19 protein-coding genes are annotated in these 19,084 nt (G+C 68.4%); 1 reads left to right on the top strand and 18 read right to left on the bottom strand.

Annotated features, from left to right (window positions below; translation table 11 throughout):
* Positions 1-28: 28 nt before the first annotated feature.
* From ABNQ39_RS18245 to ABNQ39_RS18180, 14 genes are all read right to left on the bottom strand, one after another.
* Positions 29-1,051 (bottom strand): biotin-dependent carboxyltransferase family protein, encoded by a 1,023-nt coding sequence (locus ABNQ39_RS18245; RefSeq protein ID WP_376962387.1) that lies wholly within the window; start codon positions 1,049-1,051, stop codon positions 29-31.
* Positions 1,048-1,815, bottom strand: a complete 768-nt coding sequence (pxpB, locus tag ABNQ39_RS18240) for a 5-oxoprolinase subunit PxpB (protein WP_376962385.1) — start codon at positions 1,813-1,815, stop codon at positions 1,048-1,050. The genes ABNQ39_RS18245 and pxpB overlap by 4 nt, the downstream gene beginning before the upstream one ends.
* Positions 1,816-1,856: 41 nt before the next feature.
* Complete coding sequence (locus ABNQ39_RS18235) at positions 1,857-2,618, bottom strand: substrate-binding periplasmic protein (protein ID WP_376962383.1); 762 nt, start codon at positions 2,616-2,618, stop codon at positions 1,857-1,859.
* 86 nt (positions 2,619-2,704) lie between these two features.
* Entirely contained in the window at positions 2,705-3,493 is a 789-nt protein-coding gene (locus ABNQ39_RS18230) for a putative hydro-lyase (protein ID WP_376962381.1), read from the bottom strand.
* Between the two features lie 163 nt (positions 3,494-3,656).
* A complete protein-coding gene (locus ABNQ39_RS18225) occupies positions 3,657-4,424 on the bottom strand; it encodes an ABC transporter ATP-binding protein (RefSeq protein WP_428846414.1) in 768 nt (255 codons plus the stop codon).
* Positions 4,425-4,428: 4 nt separating this feature from the next.
* Positions 4,429-5,148: an ABC transporter ATP-binding protein gene (locus ABNQ39_RS18220; protein WP_193548444.1), complete on the bottom strand. Its 720-nt coding sequence runs from the start codon at positions 5,146-5,148 to the stop codon at positions 4,429-4,431.
* Positions 5,145-6,161, bottom strand: a complete 1,017-nt coding sequence (locus tag ABNQ39_RS18215; protein WP_376962379.1) for a branched-chain amino acid ABC transporter permease — start codon at positions 6,159-6,161, stop codon at positions 5,145-5,147. Before ABNQ39_RS18215 ends, ABNQ39_RS18220 begins: the two co-directional genes overlap by 4 nt.
* Positions 6,161-7,027, bottom strand: coding sequence for a branched-chain amino acid ABC transporter permease (locus ABNQ39_RS18210; RefSeq protein ID WP_109049546.1), 867 nt, complete (start codon positions 7,025-7,027; stop codon positions 6,161-6,163). Before ABNQ39_RS18210 ends, ABNQ39_RS18215 begins: the two co-directional genes overlap by 1 nt.
* Positions 7,028-7,253: 226 nt before the next feature.
* Complete coding sequence (locus ABNQ39_RS18205; RefSeq protein WP_376962377.1) at positions 7,254-8,594, bottom strand: ABC transporter substrate-binding protein; 1,341 nt, start codon at positions 8,592-8,594, stop codon at positions 7,254-7,256.
* A gap of 174 nt (positions 8,595-8,768) precedes the next feature.
* A complete protein-coding gene (locus ABNQ39_RS18200; RefSeq protein ID WP_376962375.1) occupies positions 8,769-9,689 on the bottom strand; it encodes a LysR family transcriptional regulator in 921 nt (306 codons plus the stop codon).
* Positions 9,690-9,741: 52 nt separating this feature from the next.
* Positions 9,742-10,311, bottom strand: coding sequence for a hypothetical protein (locus ABNQ39_RS18195; protein ID WP_376962373.1), 570 nt, complete (start codon positions 10,309-10,311; stop codon positions 9,742-9,744).
* A complete protein-coding gene (locus ABNQ39_RS18190; RefSeq protein ID WP_098738091.1) occupies positions 10,308-10,970 on the bottom strand; it encodes a ParA family protein in 663 nt (220 codons plus the stop codon). The genes ABNQ39_RS18195 and ABNQ39_RS18190 overlap by 4 nt, the downstream gene beginning before the upstream one ends.
* A 148-nt stretch (positions 10,971-11,118) precedes the next feature.
* Positions 11,119-11,772: a hypothetical protein gene (locus ABNQ39_RS18185; protein WP_376962371.1), complete on the bottom strand. Its 654-nt coding sequence runs from the start codon at positions 11,770-11,772 to the stop codon at positions 11,119-11,121.
* Complete coding sequence (locus ABNQ39_RS18180) at positions 11,769-12,665, bottom strand: helix-turn-helix domain-containing protein (RefSeq protein WP_376962369.1); 897 nt, start codon at positions 12,663-12,665, stop codon at positions 11,769-11,771. The genes ABNQ39_RS18185 and ABNQ39_RS18180 overlap by 4 nt, the downstream gene beginning before the upstream one ends.
* A 680-nt stretch (positions 12,666-13,345) precedes the next feature.
* Here ABNQ39_RS18180 and ABNQ39_RS18175 point away from each other — a divergent pair.
* A complete protein-coding gene (locus tag ABNQ39_RS18175) occupies positions 13,346-14,578 on the top strand; it encodes a plasmid replication protein (RefSeq protein ID WP_098738088.1) in 1,233 nt (410 codons plus the stop codon).
* A 4-nt stretch (positions 14,579-14,582) separates the two neighbouring features.
* Here ABNQ39_RS18175 and ABNQ39_RS18170 read toward each other — a convergent pair whose 3' ends face one another.
* The 4 genes from ABNQ39_RS18170 to ABNQ39_RS18155 form a co-directional block, all read right to left on the bottom strand.
* Entirely contained in the window at positions 14,583-15,218 is a 636-nt protein-coding gene (locus ABNQ39_RS18170; protein ID WP_376962367.1) for a phosphatase PAP2 family protein, read from the bottom strand.
* 100 nt (positions 15,219-15,318) lie between these two features.
* Positions 15,319-16,134, bottom strand: a complete 816-nt coding sequence (gene hutG / locus ABNQ39_RS18165) for an N-formylglutamate deformylase (protein WP_376962365.1) — start codon at positions 16,132-16,134, stop codon at positions 15,319-15,321.
* Entirely contained in the window at positions 16,131-17,669 is a 1,539-nt protein-coding gene (gene hutH, locus ABNQ39_RS18160) for a histidine ammonia-lyase (protein WP_376962363.1), read from the bottom strand. The genes hutG and hutH overlap by 4 nt, the downstream gene beginning before the upstream one ends.
* Positions 17,666-19,030, bottom strand: coding sequence for a formimidoylglutamate deiminase (locus tag ABNQ39_RS18155; protein ID WP_376962361.1), 1,365 nt, complete (start codon positions 19,028-19,030; stop codon positions 17,666-17,668). Before ABNQ39_RS18155 ends, hutH begins: the two co-directional genes overlap by 4 nt.
* Positions 19,031-19,084 lie beyond the last annotated feature (54 nt).

The following is a 19,084-nucleotide window of genomic DNA, read 5'->3' as shown; positions in this document are numbered from 1 at the left end:
GGGTGTTGGGGCGTTGGAAAGCGAAAGGTCAGTCCCAGCCGGTGACGGCGCCGCCGATCAGGTTGAAGCCGAGCAGCCGGCCGCTATCGTAGAGGGCGAAGCCGCCGGCCGATTGCAGCAGCGCCGGCAGGCCGTCCACCAGCTCGCGATGGCGGGCCTGGATGCGCCCGGCCTCCGCCGCGTCGACGGCGGCGAAGCGCAACCGCTCGCCGGGCCGCATCTGCGCCAGAGCCGCGACGTCCGGCCTGACGACGCAGGCGATCTTGGGATAGCCGCCGGTGGTCTGGCGGTCGGCCAGCAGCACAATGGGCCGCCCGGTGCCCGGCACCTGCACGGCCCCCAGCGGGATGCCGTCCGACGTGATGTTGAAGCCGCGGGAATGTTCGATCACCGGGCCGTCCAGCCGGCAGCCCATGCGGTCGGCCTCGTGGCTGAGGGCGTAGTCCTCCTCCAGGAAGGCTTCGATCCCGGCGGCGGTGAAATAGTCCTGCTGCGGTCCGAGCATCACGCGCAGCCGCCCGCCGCGTGCCGGCAGCAGGGAGGGGTCGAGGCAGCGCTCCCCCCTATCCGCCGCCTGGTCGAGGGCCAGCGGCAGCCGGTCGCCGGCCTTCAGCGCGCAGCCGTCCAGCCCGCCCATACGGCTGCGTATGTGGGTGGCGACGCTGCCCAGCACCGGCTGGAGCGCGAAGCCGCCCTCCACCGCCCAATAGCCGCGCATGCCGCTGCGCAAGGCGCCGATGCGCAGGGTCTGGCCGTCGGTCAGGCATAGGCTGGTCCAGCCCGGCACCGGATCGCCGTCCACCGTGAGGTCGGCATCGGCGGCGACGGCGATGCGCACCGGCCCGCCCTCGACCGTCACGCTGTCGCCGGCCAGGGTGAACTCCACCGCCCCCTCCCCCGGCCGGTTGCCGACCAGGGCGTTGGCGGCGGCATGCAGCAGGGGGTCGGCCGCCCCGGCGACCGAGACGCCATAGCGCTGATAGCCAACCCGGCCGCGATCCTGAATGGTGGAGCTGGGACCGGCTGCCGCGACGCGCAGATGGGTTGTCATGCAGCGGCTCCCTGCATCAGGGCGACGGAGGGCGTTACTGTTTCGCAGTCGGGCAGGTAACCGCTCATCCCCTCCAGCCGGTCATATTCGGCCGCACTGATCGCGGTGAAGCGGATGCGGTCGCCGGGGGCCAGCAGGAAGGGCGGCTCCCTTTTGAGATCGAACGTTCGGGCCGGGGTGCGGCCCAATAGGTGCCAGCCGCTGGGCATGGCGATGGGGGAGATCGCCGCCTGCGCCCCGCCCTGCATGACGCTGCCGGCCGGGGTGACCATGCGCGGGTTCTCGCGCCGGGGCTGGTGCAGCATCTCCGGCAGGCCGCCGAGATAGGCGAAGCCGGGAGAGAAGCCCAGCATGTAGACCCGGTAGTCGGCGGTGCAGTGCAGCCGCACCACCTCCTCCGTGCCAAGGCCGGAGCGGCGGGCCACCTCGTCCAGATCCTCGCCATGGGCACCACCGAAACAGACCGGCACGATCCAGCGCAGCTGCGGCTCCGCCGGCGCTTGCGTCAGCTCGGTTGCCAACCCGAGCAGGGCCTGTCCCAGCGGTTCCGCCGCCGTTACCGCCGGGTCGAACTGCACGAGGATCGAGCGGTATGTCGGCACCGTCTCGACGATGCCCGGCAGTTGGGCGTCGGCGATGCGGCGGTCGAGCCGGTGGACGGCGGCATTCAGATCCGGGGCGATGCCGTCGCCCAACTCGACGATCAGGGCACTGTCCCCGGCCGCCCGCAGAACGGGGGCCGGGACCGGGGTGGTCACGCTCATGGCGGCTTCTCGAAAGCTGGTCGAAGGGGAAGGCTCGCCGGTCAGCGGGCGTATTTGTCCAGGATCTGCTGATAGGCGCCGCTGGCCTTCATCGCCGTGACCCCGGCGTCGAACTCGTCGCGCAGCTTTGCGGTGTCGCGCGCCTTGGTGAAGGCGATGTAGCTGGGGATGTCCTGCACTGCCGGTGTCAGCTCCTTGACCTTGTCCAGGGCGCCGGCCTGCTTCAGGAAATACTGCGCGACGTAGCGGTTGCTGGGCATCACCTCGAAACGGCCGGAGACCAGTTTCTTGACGTTGCTGTCGCTGTCGTTGGATTTCTCCACCGCCGGCAGCACGCCGGTCTTGATCGCGTCATCGACGATGGAGCCGTAGCTGATCTGGTTGACCACGCCGAACTTGCGGTCGGCCAGCTTGGAGAGGTCACCGTCGAAGCTGACGGCGCTGTCCTTCGCAACGAACAGCGAGACCACCTGCGGCACCAGCACCTGAGTGGAGTAGTTCAGGAACTGCTCGCGCTCCGGCGTCTTGTAGGCGGTGAAGACGGCATCGGCGCCGCCCTCGCGCACGGTGTCGAGCGCGCGGGCCCAGGGCATGATCTCCACCGTCACGCTATGGCCGGCGGCCTTCATCGCCTCGGTCACGATGTCGTAGGCGATGCCGGCCGGCTTGCCGCCGTCGTCATAGATCAGCGGCGGGAAGCTGAGCGCCACCATGCGCAGTTGGTCGGCCGAGGCCGGGGCCGCAACGGCGGTGAGCAGGAGAACGGTGGAAGAGAGCAGGCGAATGGAAGACGGGGTTGGCATCGGGCAAGCCTCCACCGTGTCCGCGCGAGGCGGAATGCCCGCGCGGCGGCCGGTATCGCAGGGGATGAAGCGGGGAAAAGGAGCGGTCAGAGCACCGACAGGTGCGTGTTCAGCAGGTCGGTGATCAGCATCGCGCCGGGGCTGTGGCTGATAGCGATGGGCGGACGGGCGTTGCGGATCGCGACCTGTGGCGTCACCCCGCAGGCCCAGAAGACCGGCACCTCGCCGGGCTCGATGGGAACCGCCTCGCCATGTTCCGGCTGGGCGACGTCACGGATGCCGATGGCGGCCGGATCGCCGAAATGCACTGGCGCACCGTGTACCGACGGGAAGCGCGAGGTGATCTGGATGGCGCGGATGGCGTCCTTCGGCACCATCGGCCGCATCGACACCACCATGGTGCCGCCGAAGCGGCCGGCCGGGGTGCAGGGGATGCTGGTCTCATACATCGGCACATTGCGGTTCATCGCGATGTGGCGCACCGGCAGCCCGTCGGCCAGCAGGGCCTCCTCGAAGGAGAAGGAACAGCCGATCAGGAAGGCGACGAAATCGTCCTGCCACAGGTCGCCGATGTCGGTCGGCTCGGCGGAGAGCACGCCGTCGCGATAGACGCGGTAGCGCGGCACGTCGGTGCGGATGTCGATGTCATGGCCGAGCGTCGGCAGGCGCGGGTCGCCGACCTCCGACACCGCCAGCAGCGGACAGGGCCGCGGGTTGGCCTGGCAGAAGCGCAGGAAGTCTCCGGCCCAGTCCGCCGGCAGGATGGCGAGGTTGGCCTGGACATGGCCGGGGGCGAGGCCGGCGGTCTGGCCGCTGTTGGCGCCGCTGCGGATGCGCAGGCGTTCGGCGGCGGCGGTGAGGAAGGGTCTGGTCATGGGGATGGTCCGGGGTTTTGGTTGTTCCCTCTCCCCCCCGGGGAGAGGGTCAGGGTGAGGGGGATGCATTGCGTGGAGCTCTTCGGCTTTGCCGAACCCCCTCATCCCAACCTTCTCCCCAGGGGGGAGAAGGAGCAGAGGTCCGGCAATGGACTAAGCTCTCTCACATGCCAAGATACGCCTGCCGCACCTCGTCGTTGCCCAGCAGGTCCTGACCGCTGCCTTCCATCACGACGCGGCCGGTCTGGATGACATAGCCGCGGTCGGCGATCTCCAGCGCGCGGTGGACGTTCTGTTCGACCAGCAGCACGGTGATGCCGCGCTGGCGGATCAGTTGGATGGTCTCGAAGATGCGGGTGACCAGCTTGGGCGCGACGCCCCAGGACGGTTCGTCCAGCATCAGGAGGTCGGGCTGGCTCATCAGGCCGCGGCACATCGCCAGCATCTGCTGCTCACCGCCCGACAGCGTGCCGGCCTGCTGGCGGCGGCGTTCGCCGAGCACGGTGAAGGTATCGTAGGCGAATTGGAGCGTTTGCTCGCGTTTCGCCGCATCGCTGGTGGTGAAGCCGCCGAGCATCAGGTTCTGTTCCACCGTCAGGCGCGGGAACAGGCGGCGGCCTTCCGGCACCAGCACCAGCCCGCGCTTCACCCGCTCGTGGGCGGGGACGGACGAGATGTCCTGGCCCTTCAGCAGGATCGACCCGCCGTCGAGCGCGTTCAGCCCGGCGACGGCACGCAGCGTGGTGGACTTGCCGTTGCCGTTGCCGCCGACCAGCGCGACGATCTCGCCCCGCTTCAGGGTCAGGCTGATGTCGCGGATGGCCGGAACGCGGCGGTAGCTGGACTGGATGTTGCGGACCTGCAGCATCGTCTCGCCCGCAGGGGCGACGGCGACGGGGCGGACCGGTTCGGACAGCGTTGGTTGGAGCATCGTCTCACTCCCCCAGATAGGCGGCGATGACCGCCGGGTTCTCGGCGATCTCGGCCGGCGTGCCGTCGGCGATCTTGGCACCGTAATCGAGAACGAGCATCCGGTGGGCGATGGGCATGATGCCCTCCATCACATGTTCGACGATGATGCTGGCGATCCCGCGCTGGTGGATGCGGTGGACCAGGGCAGAGGCCTCGCGCACCTCGGTCGGGTTGAGGCCGGCCATCACCTCGTCCAGCAGGATCAGCTTCGGTTCGGTGGCGAGCGCACGGGCGACCTCCAGCCGCTTCTGCTCCGACACCGTCAGGTCCGACGCCGGGGTGTCCGCCCGGTGCGACAGGCCGACGAAGGCCAGCTCGTCCTCCGCCCGCTCGCGCGCCTCGGCCACCCGCTTGTTGCGCAGCATGGCGCCGACCATGACGTTCTCCAACGCCGTCATCGACTGGAAGACGCGGACGATCTGGAAGGTGCGGGCGATGCCGAGCGCCGCCGCCGCTTCCGGCGTCGAGCCGGTGATGTCCTGCCCTTCGAAGGCGATGCGGCCGGTGGTCGGGGTGTGGAAGCCGGCAAGGCAGTTGAACAGGGTGGTCTTGCCGGCGCCGTTCGGACCGATCAGCCCGATGATCTCGCCGTGATGGACGATGAAGCTGATGTCGCGGTTGGCGACCAGACCGTCGAAGGCCTTGCCCAGGCCGTCCACGGCAAGCAGGGGGGCGGTGTTCACGGGCGGGCCTCCTTGGCGCTGGTCTTGACCTCGGCCGGCTTGGCGCCGGGCAGATGGCGCCGCAGGTCACCCAGCAGGCCCAGCACGCCGGATGGGCTGAACACGGCGACGAGGATGATCATGGCGGCGTAGATGATCATGTCGGTGCCGGACCCGGTGCTGCCGAACAGGGTGCGGCTGTATTCCTCGATGGTGATGAGGATGACGGCACCCAGCACCGGTCCCATCAGCCGGCCGACGCCGCCGAGGATGGCGATCAGCGCGATCTTGATCGAGATCGTCGTGGCGAACACCGAACCCGGATCGATGAACATCTCCTTCTGGGCGTAGAAGCTACCGCCCATCGCCGTCAGGAAGGCCGACACCGTCAGGGCGATCAGCTTGTAGCGGGTCAGGCTGACGCCGAGCGCGCGGGCCGCTTCCGGCTCGTCCTTGATGGCGCGGAAATAATAGCCGATGTGGCTGCGCTCGATGGCCCAGGACACCAGCACCGTCAGCACCAGCAGGCCGAGGATGACGTAGTAGTAGGGCAGCTTCGACAGGAAGATCAGCACGCCCCAGCCGCTCTGGTCCATCGGCAAATAGAGGCCGACGGCCCCTTCGAGGGCGTCGCTGTTGGTGACCAGGATCTGCATGATCTCCGCCACCGCGATGGTCGCCATGGCGAAATAATGCCCCTTCAGCCGGAAGCAGGGCCAGCCCATGGCAAGGGCGAAGGCCGCCGCCACCAGCCCGCCGGCCAAGGCACCGATCCAGGGCGTCAGCCCCAGCGTCAGCAGCAGCATGGTCGAGGTGTAGGCGCCGATGCCGTAGAACACCGCATGGCCGAGCGAGACCTGTCCGGCATAGCCGCCGACGATGTTCCAGGCCACGCCCATCTGGGCGCCCATCAGGATCAGGATCAGGAAATTCTGCTGCGACGGTTCGGTGATCGCCAGCGGCAGGACGGCGGCGAGCGCCAGCAGGGCGGCGGTGCCGGCCATCTTACGGGAAACGTTGGTTCCGGTCGTCATCAGGCTTTCCCCAGCAGGCCGCGCGGACGCACCAGCAGCACGATCAGCAGCAGCGACAGCACGATGGCGGTCTTGTATTCCGGGCCGACCAGGAAGCCGCCCAGCACCTCGATCAAGCCGACGATGATGCCCGCCAGGAAGGCGCCGGTGACGCTGCCGAAGCCGCCCAGCACGACCACCACGAAGGCGATCAGGATGAAGTTCGACCCCACCTCCGGGAAGATCGGGAAGAAGGTGGCGATCAGCCCGCCGGCCAGCCCGGCGCAGGCGGCGCCGATGCCCCAGGCGAGCGCGAACATCTTCTGGCCGTCGATGCCCATCAGGGTGGCCGCCTCACGGTCGATGGCGGTGGCTTCCAGCGCGGTGCCGAGGCGGGTGCGGTGGAGGAACATCCACAGGGCGCCGGTGACGCCGACGGCACCCAGGGCGGCGACGAACTGCGGCAGGCCGAACTGCACGGGACCGAAGGCGACGTTGCCGCTGACGAGGCTGTGCGGGATCAACCGGTGGTCGGGCTTCCAGAAGAACTGGGCCAGACCGCGCAGCAGGATCATCAGGCCGAAGGTCGCGAAGATCTGCGACAGCATCGGCGCCTTCAGGATGCGGCGGATCACCGTCTGGTAGACGATGACGCCGACCGCGAACAGCAGCAACGCCGTCAGGGGAAGCGCCACGATGGGGTCGATGGCGAAGAGGGCGAAGGCCCAGAAGCTGGCATACATGCCCAGCATCAGGAATTCGCCATGGGCGAAATTGACGATGTCCATCACACCGAAGATCAGCGTCAGGCCGACCGCGACCAGGGCGTAGATCAGCCCGATCAGCAGGCCCGAGACGAGCACTTGGAAAAGAATGTCTGCGGTCATTGCAGCACCCCTTTTGCGGTCAGGGTGGGCCGGAGGAACTGTGCGGGAAAAAACCCTTTCCCATCCCGGAAAGGGTGGCGCCGATGGCGCCGGGCGGGAGATGCATCGTGGATCGAAGCGCGGAACCGACTGAACATCTCCGTAGCCCTACCCGTCGCGACGCGACGGGCTCCCCCTTTTCCGGGAAAGGAAAGGGTAAGCAGCAGCCCGATGAAAGAAGCGGTGGTCAGCGGCCGTCCCAGGCCGGCATCGGGTAGACGACCGGCTTGGTCGCCACGTCGAACGGCCACACCGTCACATACTGGCCGCCCTGGACCTGGACGATGATGCCGGTGCCCAACTCGTTCTGGCCGCTGGCGTCGAACTTGACGCCCTTCCAAGGCATGATCAGGCCGCTGGCCGGGATGTCGGTCTTCTGGAGCGCCTCGCGGATCGCGTCGGGCTTGGTCGAGCCGGCACGGTCCAGCGCGTCGGCCAGCACGGCGATGCCGGTAAAGGCGCGGGCCGAGTTGCCGTTGAAGTTCACGCCAGAGCGCTTCTGCATCAGCTCGTTGACCTGCTTGATCAGTGGGTTGCGCTCGGCCTGATCGAGCGCCCAGACCTCGCGGCTGATGACGAACTCGCCATCCTTGCCCATGGTCTTCAAGAACTCGCTGTCGTTGAAGCCGGCGTCGTTGGCCAGCAGCATCTTCGGCAGGAAGCCCAGCTCCTTGTAGGTCTTCATCGACAGGATGGCGTCGCCGAGGTAGCTGGACTGCATGATGACCGCCGGGGCGGCGGCCTTGATGCGCTGCACCTCCGACGTCATCTGCGTCGTCTTCGCCGGGTAGAGGATCTTCTCGGCGATGGTGAACTTCTGCTCCTCCGACAGCTTCACCTGAAGCTTGGTCGTCTCGTTGCCCCACAGCGTGTTCTCGTTGAACAGCGCGATGTTGCGCAGCTTGTCGCCGGTCTTCTTCTCCATGTCGCCGAGGAAGGTGAAGAAGTTGCCGACGAACAGGTCGTCATGCGGCGTGGTGCGGAAGAACCATTTGAACTTGCGCTGGGTCAGTGAAGCCGAGGAGGACTCGCCGTTGAGGAAGGGCACACCGTAGCGTTCGGCGACCTGGCTGGCGGTGGCGGTGACGTTGGAGAAATAGGCGCCGGTCAGCGCCACGACCTTCTCGCTGGTGATCAGCCGCTCGGCCTCGGTGGCGCCGACCTGCGGGTTGCCCTGGTGGTCGCCGAAGATCAGCTTGATCTTGGCTCCCTTCAGGTTCGGCAGGCCGATGCCGGCAACCAGACCCGGCGGAGCGGGGATTTCCTTGTTGACGATGGCGGCGGCCAGTTCGGCGGCGGCCTTCAGTTCGACGCCGGTGGAGGCGGCGGCACCGGTCAGCGGATAGATCACGCCGATGCGGATTTCATCATCGGCATGGGCCGGAGCGGCGCCGAAGCCGATGCCGGTCAGTGCGGTCGTCGTCAGCAGGGCCGCCGCGGCAAGCATGCGCTTGATCGTCTGACGGCGGGTGGGAGCATTGCCCGTGGACATGCGGGTGGGGTCGGTGATCGCTGCCGCGAACCGCATCGTGAAATCTCCTCTGTTCAGTGCCTTGGTGGCTTGCGGCGCCTGCCTTTGCGGCTGGTCGTTTGCGCCTTCTGAACAGGATGATGCCACGAACAGTCTTGGGTCCGTCCAATCGTAAGTTTTGATCTGGATTGATAAGCGGAGACGATCAATCGTCTGCTGATATGCTCGGTCTTACCCCGCCACGCGGGGCGCCTCGTTGCCGGTGGCAGCTTCGTATTCGGCAGCCACCGCGGCGGCGAGATCGGCGACCACCGACGCCATGTGGTTCTCCGCCGTGGCGGAATGGGCGGCACAGAAGGTCATTCCGGGCAGGGGCGCCTGCGAGCGGATCAGGCGAAGCCGGCCCTCCGCCAACTCCCGCTGGACGATTACCGTCGGGATGACGCTGACGCCCACCGCATCCACCGCCATGCGGACGACGCTGGCGAGCGAGCTGTTGCCGAACATCCGCACCTGCAAACCGACGGAGGAGAACATCTCGCGGATCACGCCATAGGGCTGGGTGGTGCGGGAAAAGGTGATGATCGGCCAAGCCGCCAGATCGCGCAGCGACACCGGCTCCTCCGGCAGGGGCAGAGACGGGCTGACCACCCAGCCAAGCGGATAACTGCCGACCGGGACCGCCCGGAACCGCACGTCGGTGTAGGAGGCCAGCATCACCGCCACGTCCAGCTCGTGCCGGGCGAGCGCATCGCGCATGCTGGGGGAGGTTTCGACCTCGATCTCCAGCGACACCGCGGGGTAGAGGGCATTCAGCCGTTCGATCAGCTGGCTGAGCCAGGTGTGGACCACCGTCTCCGCCACGCCCAGCCGGATGACGCCGCGGATGGCGCTGCGGTCAGCCACCGCGGTAAGCAGCTCCGACCTGAGCGCCATCATCTTCTCGGCGTAGGTCAGCAGCACCATCGCCTGCGGCGTCGGCGCCACCCGCCGGCCGACGCGGTCGAACAGGACGACGCCCAGCTCGTCCTGAAGCTGGGCGATGCGGGCGGAGATGGCGGGCTGGGTGGTGTTCAGCCGCTCCGCCGCCCGGCGGAACCCGCCGAGCCGCATCGTCCAGATGAAGGTCTCCAGCGACTTCAGGTCCAGCATGCCTCACTCATCCCCGTTTCGGATCATCGCACGCCGTACCGTCGCCGATCCGTCAGTCCCGGCCGTCCAGTGCCGCCAGTTCAACCTCGATGACGGCCAGCCGTTCCCGCAGCCGGCCACGCTCGGCCTCCAGCGCCTCGCGGCGGCTGACATGGTCGATGGCACGGTTGCGCAGGTCGCGCTTGAACCGGACGATTTCCGGCCGGGTGACGTCGGGGCGGATCAGGTTGCTCTGGTCGGCCAAACGCAGCTGCTCGCTGGTCAGGGTGGCGAGCTGGTAGACGGTGGCGTAGCTCGGCGGCAGCTTCGGCCCCGGCAGGCGTCCGCTGTCCACCGCCTCCGCCACCATGCGCAGCTGGTAGGCGACCTGATAGCCGAAGGGCAGCTCGTTCTCGACCATCGCCTGGAACTCGCCATGCGGCAGCCGCGCCCGCGCCTGGACCAGATAGCGGCCGATCAGCAGGAACTTCTCCTGCGCACTGCGCCAGAGGGTGGAGATCTCCTGGACGAACTCCTCGCGCCGGACGAGGTCGACCGTTGCCTCCGACATGCGCTCGATCCGCTCGTCCACCGCGATGTGACGACGGGCCTGGGCCTTAGAAACCTGTTTGAACCCGCTCATTGCGCCAGCTCCAGTTCGTGGCGGACGAAGGCCCAGACGCCGGCGACATGCTCGGCCCCCTTGCCCCCCTTCAGTTCCAGCAGACCGAGCCCGCGGCCGGCGGTGAACTGGATGTCCTCGTAGTCGGGAACCTCGACCGGGCAGATCCGGCCGTCGCCCAGCAGCTTGCGCTGCGCCTCGGTGAAGCCGCGGGTGCGCGGCTTGACGCGGTTCATGACGAAGGCGGCGTTCTTGCCGTAGCGGCGGACGAAGCGCATCCAGGGCCGGACGGAGTCCAGATCGTCGTCGCTCTGGCCGGTCGGCACGACGATCAGGTCGGACGACAGCGCCAGCAGCTTGAACTCCTCCGGATGGTCCTCGATGGACGGCGGCGTGTCGATCACCAGCAGGTCGAAGCCCGCGATGCCGTCGAGCGCCGCCCGGATGTCGAGCGGCGTCATGCCCGCCTCGAAATGAGTGATGGACGCCATGCCGTCCGGACGCTTGGCGAACCACTTGGTCAGGCTGCGCTGCGGATCGAGGTCGAGCGTCGCCACCGCGCAGCCGTCGAGCGCTGCCGCCACCGCGATGTTGCGGCTGAGGGTCGTCTTGCCGATCCCGCCCTTCGGGCCATTGACCAGCAAGCGTTTCACCGGCACGTGCCCCGTGTCGTTGCTCATTCCCGTGCCCCTTATCGCCATCGGCTGTCGGCCCCTTTTACCAAAGCCCGGCCATGACGCAAATCTAAGACATGTCTTAGCTTCGCAGCGACCGGACAGGGTGTCGCCCCTGCCACAGATTGGCGATCTAAGACAGAAAACCATCTCATCATCGCATACGGCGCATGGCCGACGCCAGCACCGGACGCACCGCGCCGGTCGGGTTGCCGCTGTCCCCGGCCCGCTCGCCTGCCATGGCAATGGCGCGCAACCGGTCGGCAAGGGAATTTTCCTCGGCGCAGGCCTCCTCGCACAGAGCGCGGATCTCGGCGATGCTCGGCCGCCATTTGCGGGTGCGCCGCCACCGGCGAGCCGCTTGGTCGATGGCCCAGGCCGGGAACTCGCCCAGATCGTCGGCCCAATCCATCGCGAGCAATTGCTCCACCTCCGGGCTCGTCGCCTTTGCCGGAAAATGGCTCAGCAGAGCCAGCACCCGCCCCAGCAGATGGTTGGCCGATGCCGGTGCCAGGATGGTGTCGGCGATCTCCGACAGGGCGCGGCGGGCCAATGCGGCATGGCGCGGCGTCACGCCGTCCGGTGGTGTCCAATCCTCCACGACATCGGCGAAGCCGTCTTCGGTGAAGCGGCTGTGGCGTCCGACCTGTCCGCGGTCGAGAAGGCGCTGCAAAGGTTCCGGCAGGGCGTCGCGCAGCATGCGGCTGCGCAGGGCCGGCGCCATTGCCGGGTCGAAGGGCAGCGGCAGGCCGGGCGGTGCGGCGGCAGAGGAGGAGGTGGTGGTGGGGAACTGGTGCAGGTTGCTCATGCGATCCCCCAGGGGTTGGCGGGTGTGTTCGACGCTGTGTTGGGCGGCGTGTTGTTCAGACGGGCGGCAACGCTGGCCCAGGCCGACAGGCGCTGCTCGGCGTTGGCGGCTGCGGAACTCGACCCGGAAGCGGCGGTGCGGGACGTCGGTCGTCCTGCTCGTGCGTTTGGTCCGTGGCTGCTCAGTGCGCGGAGGCTTGCCGCGGGCTGTTGCGCCATACGGCCGGCATCCTGGAGCAGCCAGGACCGCCATGCCGCGGCCGGATCGCGGTAGCGGTAGCCATGAGCTTGGCATTGCTGGACGAAGCGCTCGGCATGGCGGTCGACGTCGATGTCGGGAAAGCGCTCCGCCGCCCATTCCCGGTCGGCCGGGGGAGGCGCCCAATCGGGGGCAACCGGTTCGGCACTGGCGGCAGAGCTGAACGATGTCCCCTCGTCCGCACGCCGGTGGAGCATGTCAGGAATCTGTTCTGGTTTAGGCTGTTCATGACTCGTCGCTGAACAGGGGGAGTCCGCGGATGAGTCAGCGGGGATGTCCACCCCTGCACCGTCCGGCGTCCCGTTCGAGGAGATCAGCACCAGCCGGTAGCGGCAGCTGAGACGCCCGCCATTGGCCGAGCGGCGGTGTTCGATGCCGACCAGCCCAAGCGCCTCCAGCCGGCCCAGGATCCGGTTGACGGTCGGCCGGCTGCGTTTCAGCTTGTCTGCCAGCGTCGCCTGCGACGGCCAGCACACCCCCGCCTCGTCGGCGTAGGTGCTGAGCGCCGCCAGCACGGCGAGGCCGTCGGCGTCGAGATCGGGATGGTCGAGCCACCAGGCCGGGATCCGGCCCCAGCGGTTCTGCCCGGTATGGGTTTGCCCGGGGCGATTCGGGCTTGCAGTGCGGTTTGTCATCTGTGGCGATACTCCTCCGCGCCCTGGACGCGAGATTGGCGCAAGATTGGCCGGATGATCGGCCGTCGCGATTGGCGCAGAGGATTCGAAGCGGTCGGCGGAAGAGTCGAATCGCGGGCTCGCACTCCATGGAGCCGCAGCCCGCAGATGGTCAGCGACAGCCCGCGACCGTAAAGCCCCTGCCCGCGACCATGGAGCATCGGCCCGCGATTGGCCGGCGATGCCGCGCCGAATCGGGATCCTGGCGCCTTTGGCCGCGGATGTGGAGCCATTGCCCGCGATTGCCGCCGGAACGCGGGCCGCGATCTTGGAGCAACAGCCCGCGATTGGTTGCCGATGTCATGAGGATGGTGCGAATCGCGGGCAATCCGGCGCTGAAGCGATCCGCCTCCGCCCCCTATGGAGCGGCAGCCCGCGGTTCGCCTCGCCGCGATTCCCGGCCGGCGGGGCCGATTCTCCCCGATTCTTCAAGGGCTCGCGGAGTTCGGCTCCGGCGATGCCGCGTCCGGGTGGCAATCGCGGGCTATCGCTCCATGACCGCGGGCCGTTGCTCCATCATCGCGGGGTGCGGCACCATATCCGCGGGCTGTCGCTCCATCCCGGATGCGGTAAACTCACTGCGTTCTGTTGCACCGGCGGGTCCGCCGCGCCATGGTTGTTCCCGACACCCGGAGACGTTCATGACCAAGATGGCCCCGACCAGCGCCGCACAGCTCATCCTGTTCGAGCTGGAAGACCGTTCGCAATCGCACCTGATCGCGCTCTACGATCTGGCGCCGCGCTTCGTCTTCGTCTCCCGCGACAACGACAAGGAAAAGACCGCCAAGGACAAGGGCGAGCTGGTCACCAAGGACAACTTCATCAAGTCGGTGCGGCGCGAGTTCGCCTTCCGCGGCCGCAATTACCGCCTGACCGTCCAGCCCGCCCGTATCGACCGGCTCAGCACCGCCAAGAGGGACGACCGCGCCCCCGGTGCCGGTCCGGATCTGGTCGAAGTCGAGATCTTCCCGTCGGAGCGCGAACAGGTGGTGGAGCAGGTCGTCCGCCGCCTCGCCATGGACCGCTCGCGCCTGTCGCTGACCGGTGAGAACCGCGACAAGGTGCAGATGCGCTTCAGCCTCTACGAGATCCAGCGGGAGCTGCGGGCGGTCAACCACACCCTGTCGATCCAGGACATCCGCGAATCCCTGACCATCCTGGCGCGGTCGCGCATCATCATCTCCACCGGCGGCAGTGCCGAGCCGGGCAAGAAGAGCCGCGGCCAGAACCTGCTGGAATCGACCGCCTTCCCGGTGCTGGCGATCCGCTCGCGCCCCGATCTGGTCGATGAGGACGGCGGGGTCGAGGAGACCTATCTGGAGTTCAACCCGCTGGTCTCCGCCGCCATTCGCGACCTGGAGTTCAAGCCGGTCTCTTACGCTTGGCTGATGAAGCTGAAGTCGCCGGTGTCGCGCTGGCTCTACAACCGCCTGTCCATTGAGTACGACACCGCCGACGACGAGGCGAAGCCGGTGTCGATCAGCGCCGACGAGATCATCAAGAACAGCGGCATGAACGAGTGGTCGCGCCGCCGCGACACCTTGCGCGTGGTGACCTCCGCCGTCGACGCCCTGGTGGACGAGGGGATTCTTGACATCGCCGACAAGGAATACACCAAGGTCGGCAAGCGCATCGACGCCATCGACTATGTGCTGACCCCGTCGCAAAAGTTCCTCGATCAGGTCCGCCGCGGCCGCCGGGTGCAGATCACCAACATCGACCTGCTCAAGCAGATCGTAGGCAACGCCATGCGGCCTGACGGCTTCGTGCCGTTGAAGGCGGGCGAGGTGGCGGAAATGCGCAACAAGCGCGCCAAGCGGCTGGCCGATCCGGCCAAGGCCGAACAGGCCAGCCTGCCGCTGCCGAAGAAATAGCTGCTCAGCGCGGCAGGATCCGCCGTGCCAGCAGAGTGATCGCGGTCCCCAGCAACGCGCCGGCCACCACGTCGGACGCCCAATGGCGGTGCTTCACCACCCGGCCGCTGGCCATCGCCGCGGCGGCGCCGTAAATCATCAGACTTTGTGCTGGCGACCGGCTGACCGTGGCGAGCGCGGTCGCGGCGGCGAAGGCGCTTCCCGCATGGCCGGACGGCAGCGAACGGGCGCTGATCCGCTTGCCTGGCCGTTGCCGCGGCTCGCATTCGTCGGGGCGGCGGCGCTTGACGTAGCGTTTGATCGAGCGGCTGGCCGTCGCCGTCGCCACCAGCCCGAGGACGCCGACGCTGCCGGCGCGGCGCAGATCCGGCTGCCCGGTCATCAGGCCGACGATGCCGGCAATGGCGAAGCTGGGGATTAGCACATGCCGCTTTATGGCGTAATGGCCCGCGGTCGCCAGGGCCTTGCTGACCGGGCCGGGATCGCAGGTGACGATGTCGTGGACCTGCGCATCCAGCGTGTCGACGGCGGTCAGGGCCGGCTGAAGGGCCGCGGGAGCCGGGCGTCCGCCATAGCCGATGCCGCCGCCCGGATTCTCGATGCCGCCCTGGTCGCTGTTCTGTTGGATGATGTCGCTCAATGCCGGTCCCCTGCATGCCGCGCCGCCGAAAACCGGCGCCGCAGAGGAACGCGGCGGACGCGGGGGCGGTTCCCCGCCCCCGCGCGCCTGTCCGCTGGTATCAGCCCTGCGCCGGCCGCCAGCCGGTGAAGGCGTCCAGCAGCGCGGTCAACACCCGTTGCAGCTTTTCGGCGCGGTCCGGACGGTAGGCGAAGGGCGGCGCCTCCTCGTCCATGTAGCGGTCCTGCGCCAGCTCCATCTGGATGGCGTGGACGCCGTTCGCCGGCTGGCCGTAAGCGCGGGTGATGTGGCCGCCGACGAAGCGGCCGTTGGTGACGCAGGTCAAACCCTCTGCTGCGGCGGCACTCTCCATCGCCGCGACGACCTGGGCGGCCAGCTGCGGATCGATGCTGGCGCCGCGCGCCGTGCCCAGATTGAGGTCGGGCAGACGGCCGTCGAACAGCCGCGGCACATGGCTGCGGATCGAATGGGCGTCATAGAGCAGGGCGAAGCCGTGCCGCGCCTTCACCCGCTCCAGCTCCGCCGCCAACGCCTCGTGGTAGGGGTGCCAATAGCCCTGCACCCGCTGCGCCACCTCGGCCTCGTCGGGGGCCTGGCCGTCGCGATAGAGCGGCGTGCCGTCGAACATCACGTCCGGGCAGAGGCCGGTGGTCGCCTGTCCGGGATAGAGGCTCTCGCCGGTCGAGGCCCGGTTGAGGTCGACGACATAGCGGGAATAGCGGGCGCTGAGCAGCGTGGCGCCCATCCCCGTCGCAAAGCCGTACAGGCGCGGGATGTGCCAGTCGGTGTCGCGCAGGGTCAGCGCCTCCTCCGTCAGCCGCTTGGCCAGACCGGGGAAGAGGTCGGTGCCGCAATGGGGCATGCTGATGACCAGCGGCCCGTCGCCTTGCACCAGATCGAAGATGGTGTCGCTCATTGTGCGGTCTCCAGGGATACCGGCATCAGATGGTCGAGCGAGCCGTCGCGCACCAGGGCACCGATGGCGGCCAGATCCGGGGCGAAGTAGCGGTCGACCTCGTAACGCGGCACCTGGGCGCGGATGGTGGCGATGGCCTGCTCCAGCCGCTCGGTGGTCTTCAGCGGGCGATGGAACTCCAGCCCCTGAATCGCGGCCAAAAGCTCTATACCGACGATGTCGGCGACGTTGCCGGCGATGTCGCCAAGGCGGCGTGCCGCGAAGGTCGCCATGCTGACATGGTCCTCCTGGTTGGCGGAGGTCGGCAGGCTGTCGACGCTGGCGGGGTGGGCGAGCGTCTTGTTCTCCGACGCGAGCGCGGCGGCGGTGACGTGGGCGATCATGAAGCCGGAGTTCAGCCCCGGCTCGGCGACCAGGAAGGGCGGCAGGCCGCTGATGGTGGTGTCGATCAGCATGGCGATGCGGCGTTCGGCCAAGGCGCCGATTTCCGACGCGGCGATGGCGAGCTGGTCGGCGGCCATCGCCACCGGCTCCGCATGGAAGTTGCCGCCGGACAGCACCTCGCCGGTATCGACCAGCACCAGCGGGTTGTCGGTGACGCCATTCGCTTCGATCACCAGCGTGCGCGCCGCCTGCCGCATCTGGTCGAGCACGGCGCCCATCACCTGCGGTTGGCAGCGCAGGCTGTAGGGGTCCTGCACCCGGTGGCAGTCGGGGCCCTGGTGGCTGGCGTTCAGCTCGCTGCCGGCCAGCATGTCGCGGAAGGCGGCGGCGACGGCGATCTGGCCGGGCTGGCCGCGCAGCGCGCTGATGCGGGCGTCGAATGGACGATGGCTGCCCATCACTGCCTCGACCGACAGGGAGCCGGCAACCAGCGCCGCCTTGAAGGTGCGCTCGATCTCGAACAGGCCGGCGAGCGCCAGACCGGTCGAGACCTGGGTGCCGTTGATCAGCGCCAGCCCTTCCTTGGCCTTCAGGTTGAAGACCGGCAGTCCGGCGATGCGCAGCCCCTCTTCCGCCGGCAGGGTGACGCCCTGCACCCGGACATGGCCGATGCCGAGCAGCACGCCGCACAGATGGGCCAGTGGCGCCAGATCGCCCGAGGCGCCGACGGAGCCCTTGCCCGGCACCACCGGCAGCACGTCGGCCTCATAGAGCTTCAGCAGCGCATCGACAAGCGCCGGCCGGACGCCCGAGGCGCCGACGGCGAGGCTGACCGCCTTGATGACCAGGATCAGCCGTACCACGCCATCGGCAAGCGGGGCGCCAACGCCGGTGGCATGCGACAGGATCAGGTTGCGCTGGAGCTTTTCCAGATCGCTCGCCGCGATGTGGGTGTGGGCCAGCTTGCCGAAGCCGGTGTTGACGCCGTAGACCGCCTCGTCGCCGCCGGCGATGCGGTCGATCAGGGCGCGCGAGCGCTCCATCCGCGGATAGGCCGCCGGGTCGAGCGTCAGGACCGGACGGTCGCGGTAGATGCTGCGCAGCGTGTCGAGCGACAGCGCGCCCGGAACCAGAGTGATGGTCTCGCTCATCCCAGAAGTCTCCCAAGTGTCTTTTTGAAGCGGTCGGCGATCTCCTCCTCGCGCGGGTGGCGGCGGTCGCGGACGACGGCGCGTCCGGCGATCAGCACGTCCCGGACGAGGGGAGTGTTTCCGGCGAAGATCCAGCCGTCCAGCAGCGCGTCGCCCTTGCGTGCCGCCAGCAGCGGGTGGTCGGTGTCGAGCACGACGATATCGGCGCGGAGGCCGGCGGCGATGCGCCCGGCCTCGAACCCGGTCGCCTGCGCCCCGCCGGCCTGGGCGTCCTCCACCAGCCGGCGGGCGGTGGAGCGGCGGGGGCCGCCGGCCAGCACGGTGCGCCGTTCGCTGGTCAGCCGCGCGCCGTACTCCAGCCAACGCAGTTCCTCCACCGGGCTGACGGAGATGTGGCTGTCGGAGCCGATGCCCCAGCACCCGCCCTGGGCCATGTAGGATTGGGCGGCGAAGAAGCCGTCGCCGAGATTGGCCTCGGTGGTCAGGCAAAGCCCGGCGATGGCGCCGCTGGCGGCGACACCCGCCACCTCGGCGTCGGTCATGTGGGTGGCGTGGATCAGGCACCAGCGGCCATCGACCGGCTGGGTGTCGAGCAGATGCTCCACCGGGCGGCGGCCGCGGTAGGCGACGCACTCCTCGACCTCCCGACGCTGCTCGGCGATGTGGATGTGGATAGGGCCTTGCGGGTTGGCGGCGACGGTCTCGGTCAGCAACCCATCCGGCACGGCGCGCAGCGAATGCGGGGCGATGCCGAGTTGGACGTCGTCTGCTTCGCCATAGCTGTGGCGAAGCGCCGTGGTCAGCCGGTCGAACCCTGCCCCGTCATGGATGAAGCGGCGCTGCCCGGCGGTCGGCGGCGTGCCGCCGAAGCCCGACGCGTTGTAGAGCACCGGCAGCAGCGCGATCGGCAGACCAGCGGTCCGCGCGGCGGCGATGGCGCGGTGGCTCATCTCCGCCGGGTCGGCATAGGCGCTGCCGTCGCGGTCGTGGTGCAGGTAATGGAATTCGGCGATGGCGGTGAAGCCGGCCTTCAGCGTCTCGACATAGAGTTGGGCGGCGACCGCCTCGAAATCCTCCGGCTCCATGCGGTCGAGCGCCCGGTACATCACATCGCGCCAGCTCCAGAAGCTGTCGGACCCCTCGCCTGAGGATTCGCCCATCCCGGCGATGGCACGCTGGTGGGCGTGGGAATGCAAATTGGCGATGCCGGCGACCGCCGCCCCGGCGAAGCGCTCCGCATCGGCCGGGCAGGCGGCGCCGGGCGTCGCCGAGACGATCCGGCCCCGGCCGTCCACCGTGACCAGCACATCCTCCGCCCAGCCGTCCGGCAGCAGCGCCGAGGCAAAAAACAGGTTGCTCATGAGGGCGCCCTCGCTATTATAGACAACACTATACAAGTATAGGCAACCTGATGC

The sequence above is a fragment of the Azospirillum sp. A26 genome, from assembly GCF_042604635.1.
GTDB classification, from domain to species: Bacteria; Pseudomonadota; Alphaproteobacteria; order Azospirillales; family Azospirillaceae; genus Azospirillum; species Azospirillum palustre.
Note: the sequence above shows the minus strand (reverse complement) of the source record. Positions and strands in the feature narration are given on the sequence as shown.

Excerpts from the sequence above, each read along its gene's own strand:
- ABNQ39_RS18245 (WP_376962387.1), bottom strand. The coding sequence starts at position 1,051 with ATGACAACCCATCTGCGCGTCGCGGCAGCCGGTCCCAGCTCCACCATT.
- pxpB (WP_376962385.1), bottom strand. The coding sequence starts at position 1,815 with ATGAGCGTGACCACCCCGGTCCCGGCCCCCGTTCTGCGGGCGGCCGGG.
- ABNQ39_RS18235 (WP_376962383.1), bottom strand. The coding sequence starts at position 2,618 with ATGCCAACCCCGTCTTCCATTCGCCTGCTCTCTTCCACCGTTCTCCTG.
- ABNQ39_RS18230 (WP_376962381.1), bottom strand. The coding sequence starts at position 3,493 with ATGACCAGACCCTTCCTCACCGCCGCCGCCGAACGCCTGCGCATCCGC.
- ABNQ39_RS18225 (WP_428846414.1), bottom strand. The coding sequence starts at position 4,424 with ATGCTCCAACCAACGCTGTCCGAACCGGTCCGCCCCGTCGCCGTCGCC.
- ABNQ39_RS18215 (WP_376962379.1), bottom strand. The coding sequence starts at position 6,161 with ATGACGACCGGAACCAACGTTTCCCGTAAGATGGCCGGCACCGCCGCC.
- ABNQ39_RS18210 (WP_109049546.1), bottom strand. The coding sequence starts at position 7,027 with ATGACCGCAGACATTCTTTTCCAAGTGCTCGTCTCGGGCCTGCTGATC.
- ABNQ39_RS18205 (WP_376962377.1), bottom strand. The coding sequence starts at position 8,594 with ATGCGGTTCGCGGCAGCGATCACCGACCCCACCCGCATGTCCACGGGC.
- ABNQ39_RS18200 (WP_376962375.1), bottom strand. The coding sequence starts at position 9,689 with ATGCTGGACCTGAAGTCGCTGGAGACCTTCATCTGGACGATGCGGCTC.
- ABNQ39_RS18195 (WP_376962373.1), bottom strand. The coding sequence starts at position 10,311 with ATGAGCGGGTTCAAACAGGTTTCTAAGGCCCAGGCCCGTCGTCACATC.
- ABNQ39_RS18190 (WP_098738091.1), bottom strand. The coding sequence starts at position 10,970 with ATGAGCAACGACACGGGGCACGTGCCGGTGAAACGCTTGCTGGTCAAT.
- ABNQ39_RS18185 (WP_376962371.1), bottom strand. The coding sequence starts at position 11,772 with ATGAGCAACCTGCACCAGTTCCCCACCACCACCTCCTCCTCTGCCGCC.
- ABNQ39_RS18180 (WP_376962369.1), bottom strand. The coding sequence starts at position 12,665 with ATGACAAACCGCACTGCAAGCCCGAATCGCCCCGGGCAAACCCATACC.
- ABNQ39_RS18175 (WP_098738088.1), top strand. The coding sequence starts at position 13,346 with ATGACCAAGATGGCCCCGACCAGCGCCGCACAGCTCATCCTGTTCGAG.
- hutG (WP_376962365.1), bottom strand. The coding sequence starts at position 16,134 with ATGAGCGACACCATCTTCGATCTGGTGCAAGGCGACGGGCCGCTGGTC.
- hutH (WP_376962363.1), bottom strand. The coding sequence starts at position 17,669 with ATGAGCGAGACCATCACTCTGGTTCCGGGCGCGCTGTCGCTCGACACG.
- ABNQ39_RS18155 (WP_376962361.1), bottom strand. The coding sequence starts at position 19,030 with ATGAGCAACCTGTTTTTTGCCTCGGCGCTGCTGCCGGACGGCTGGGCG.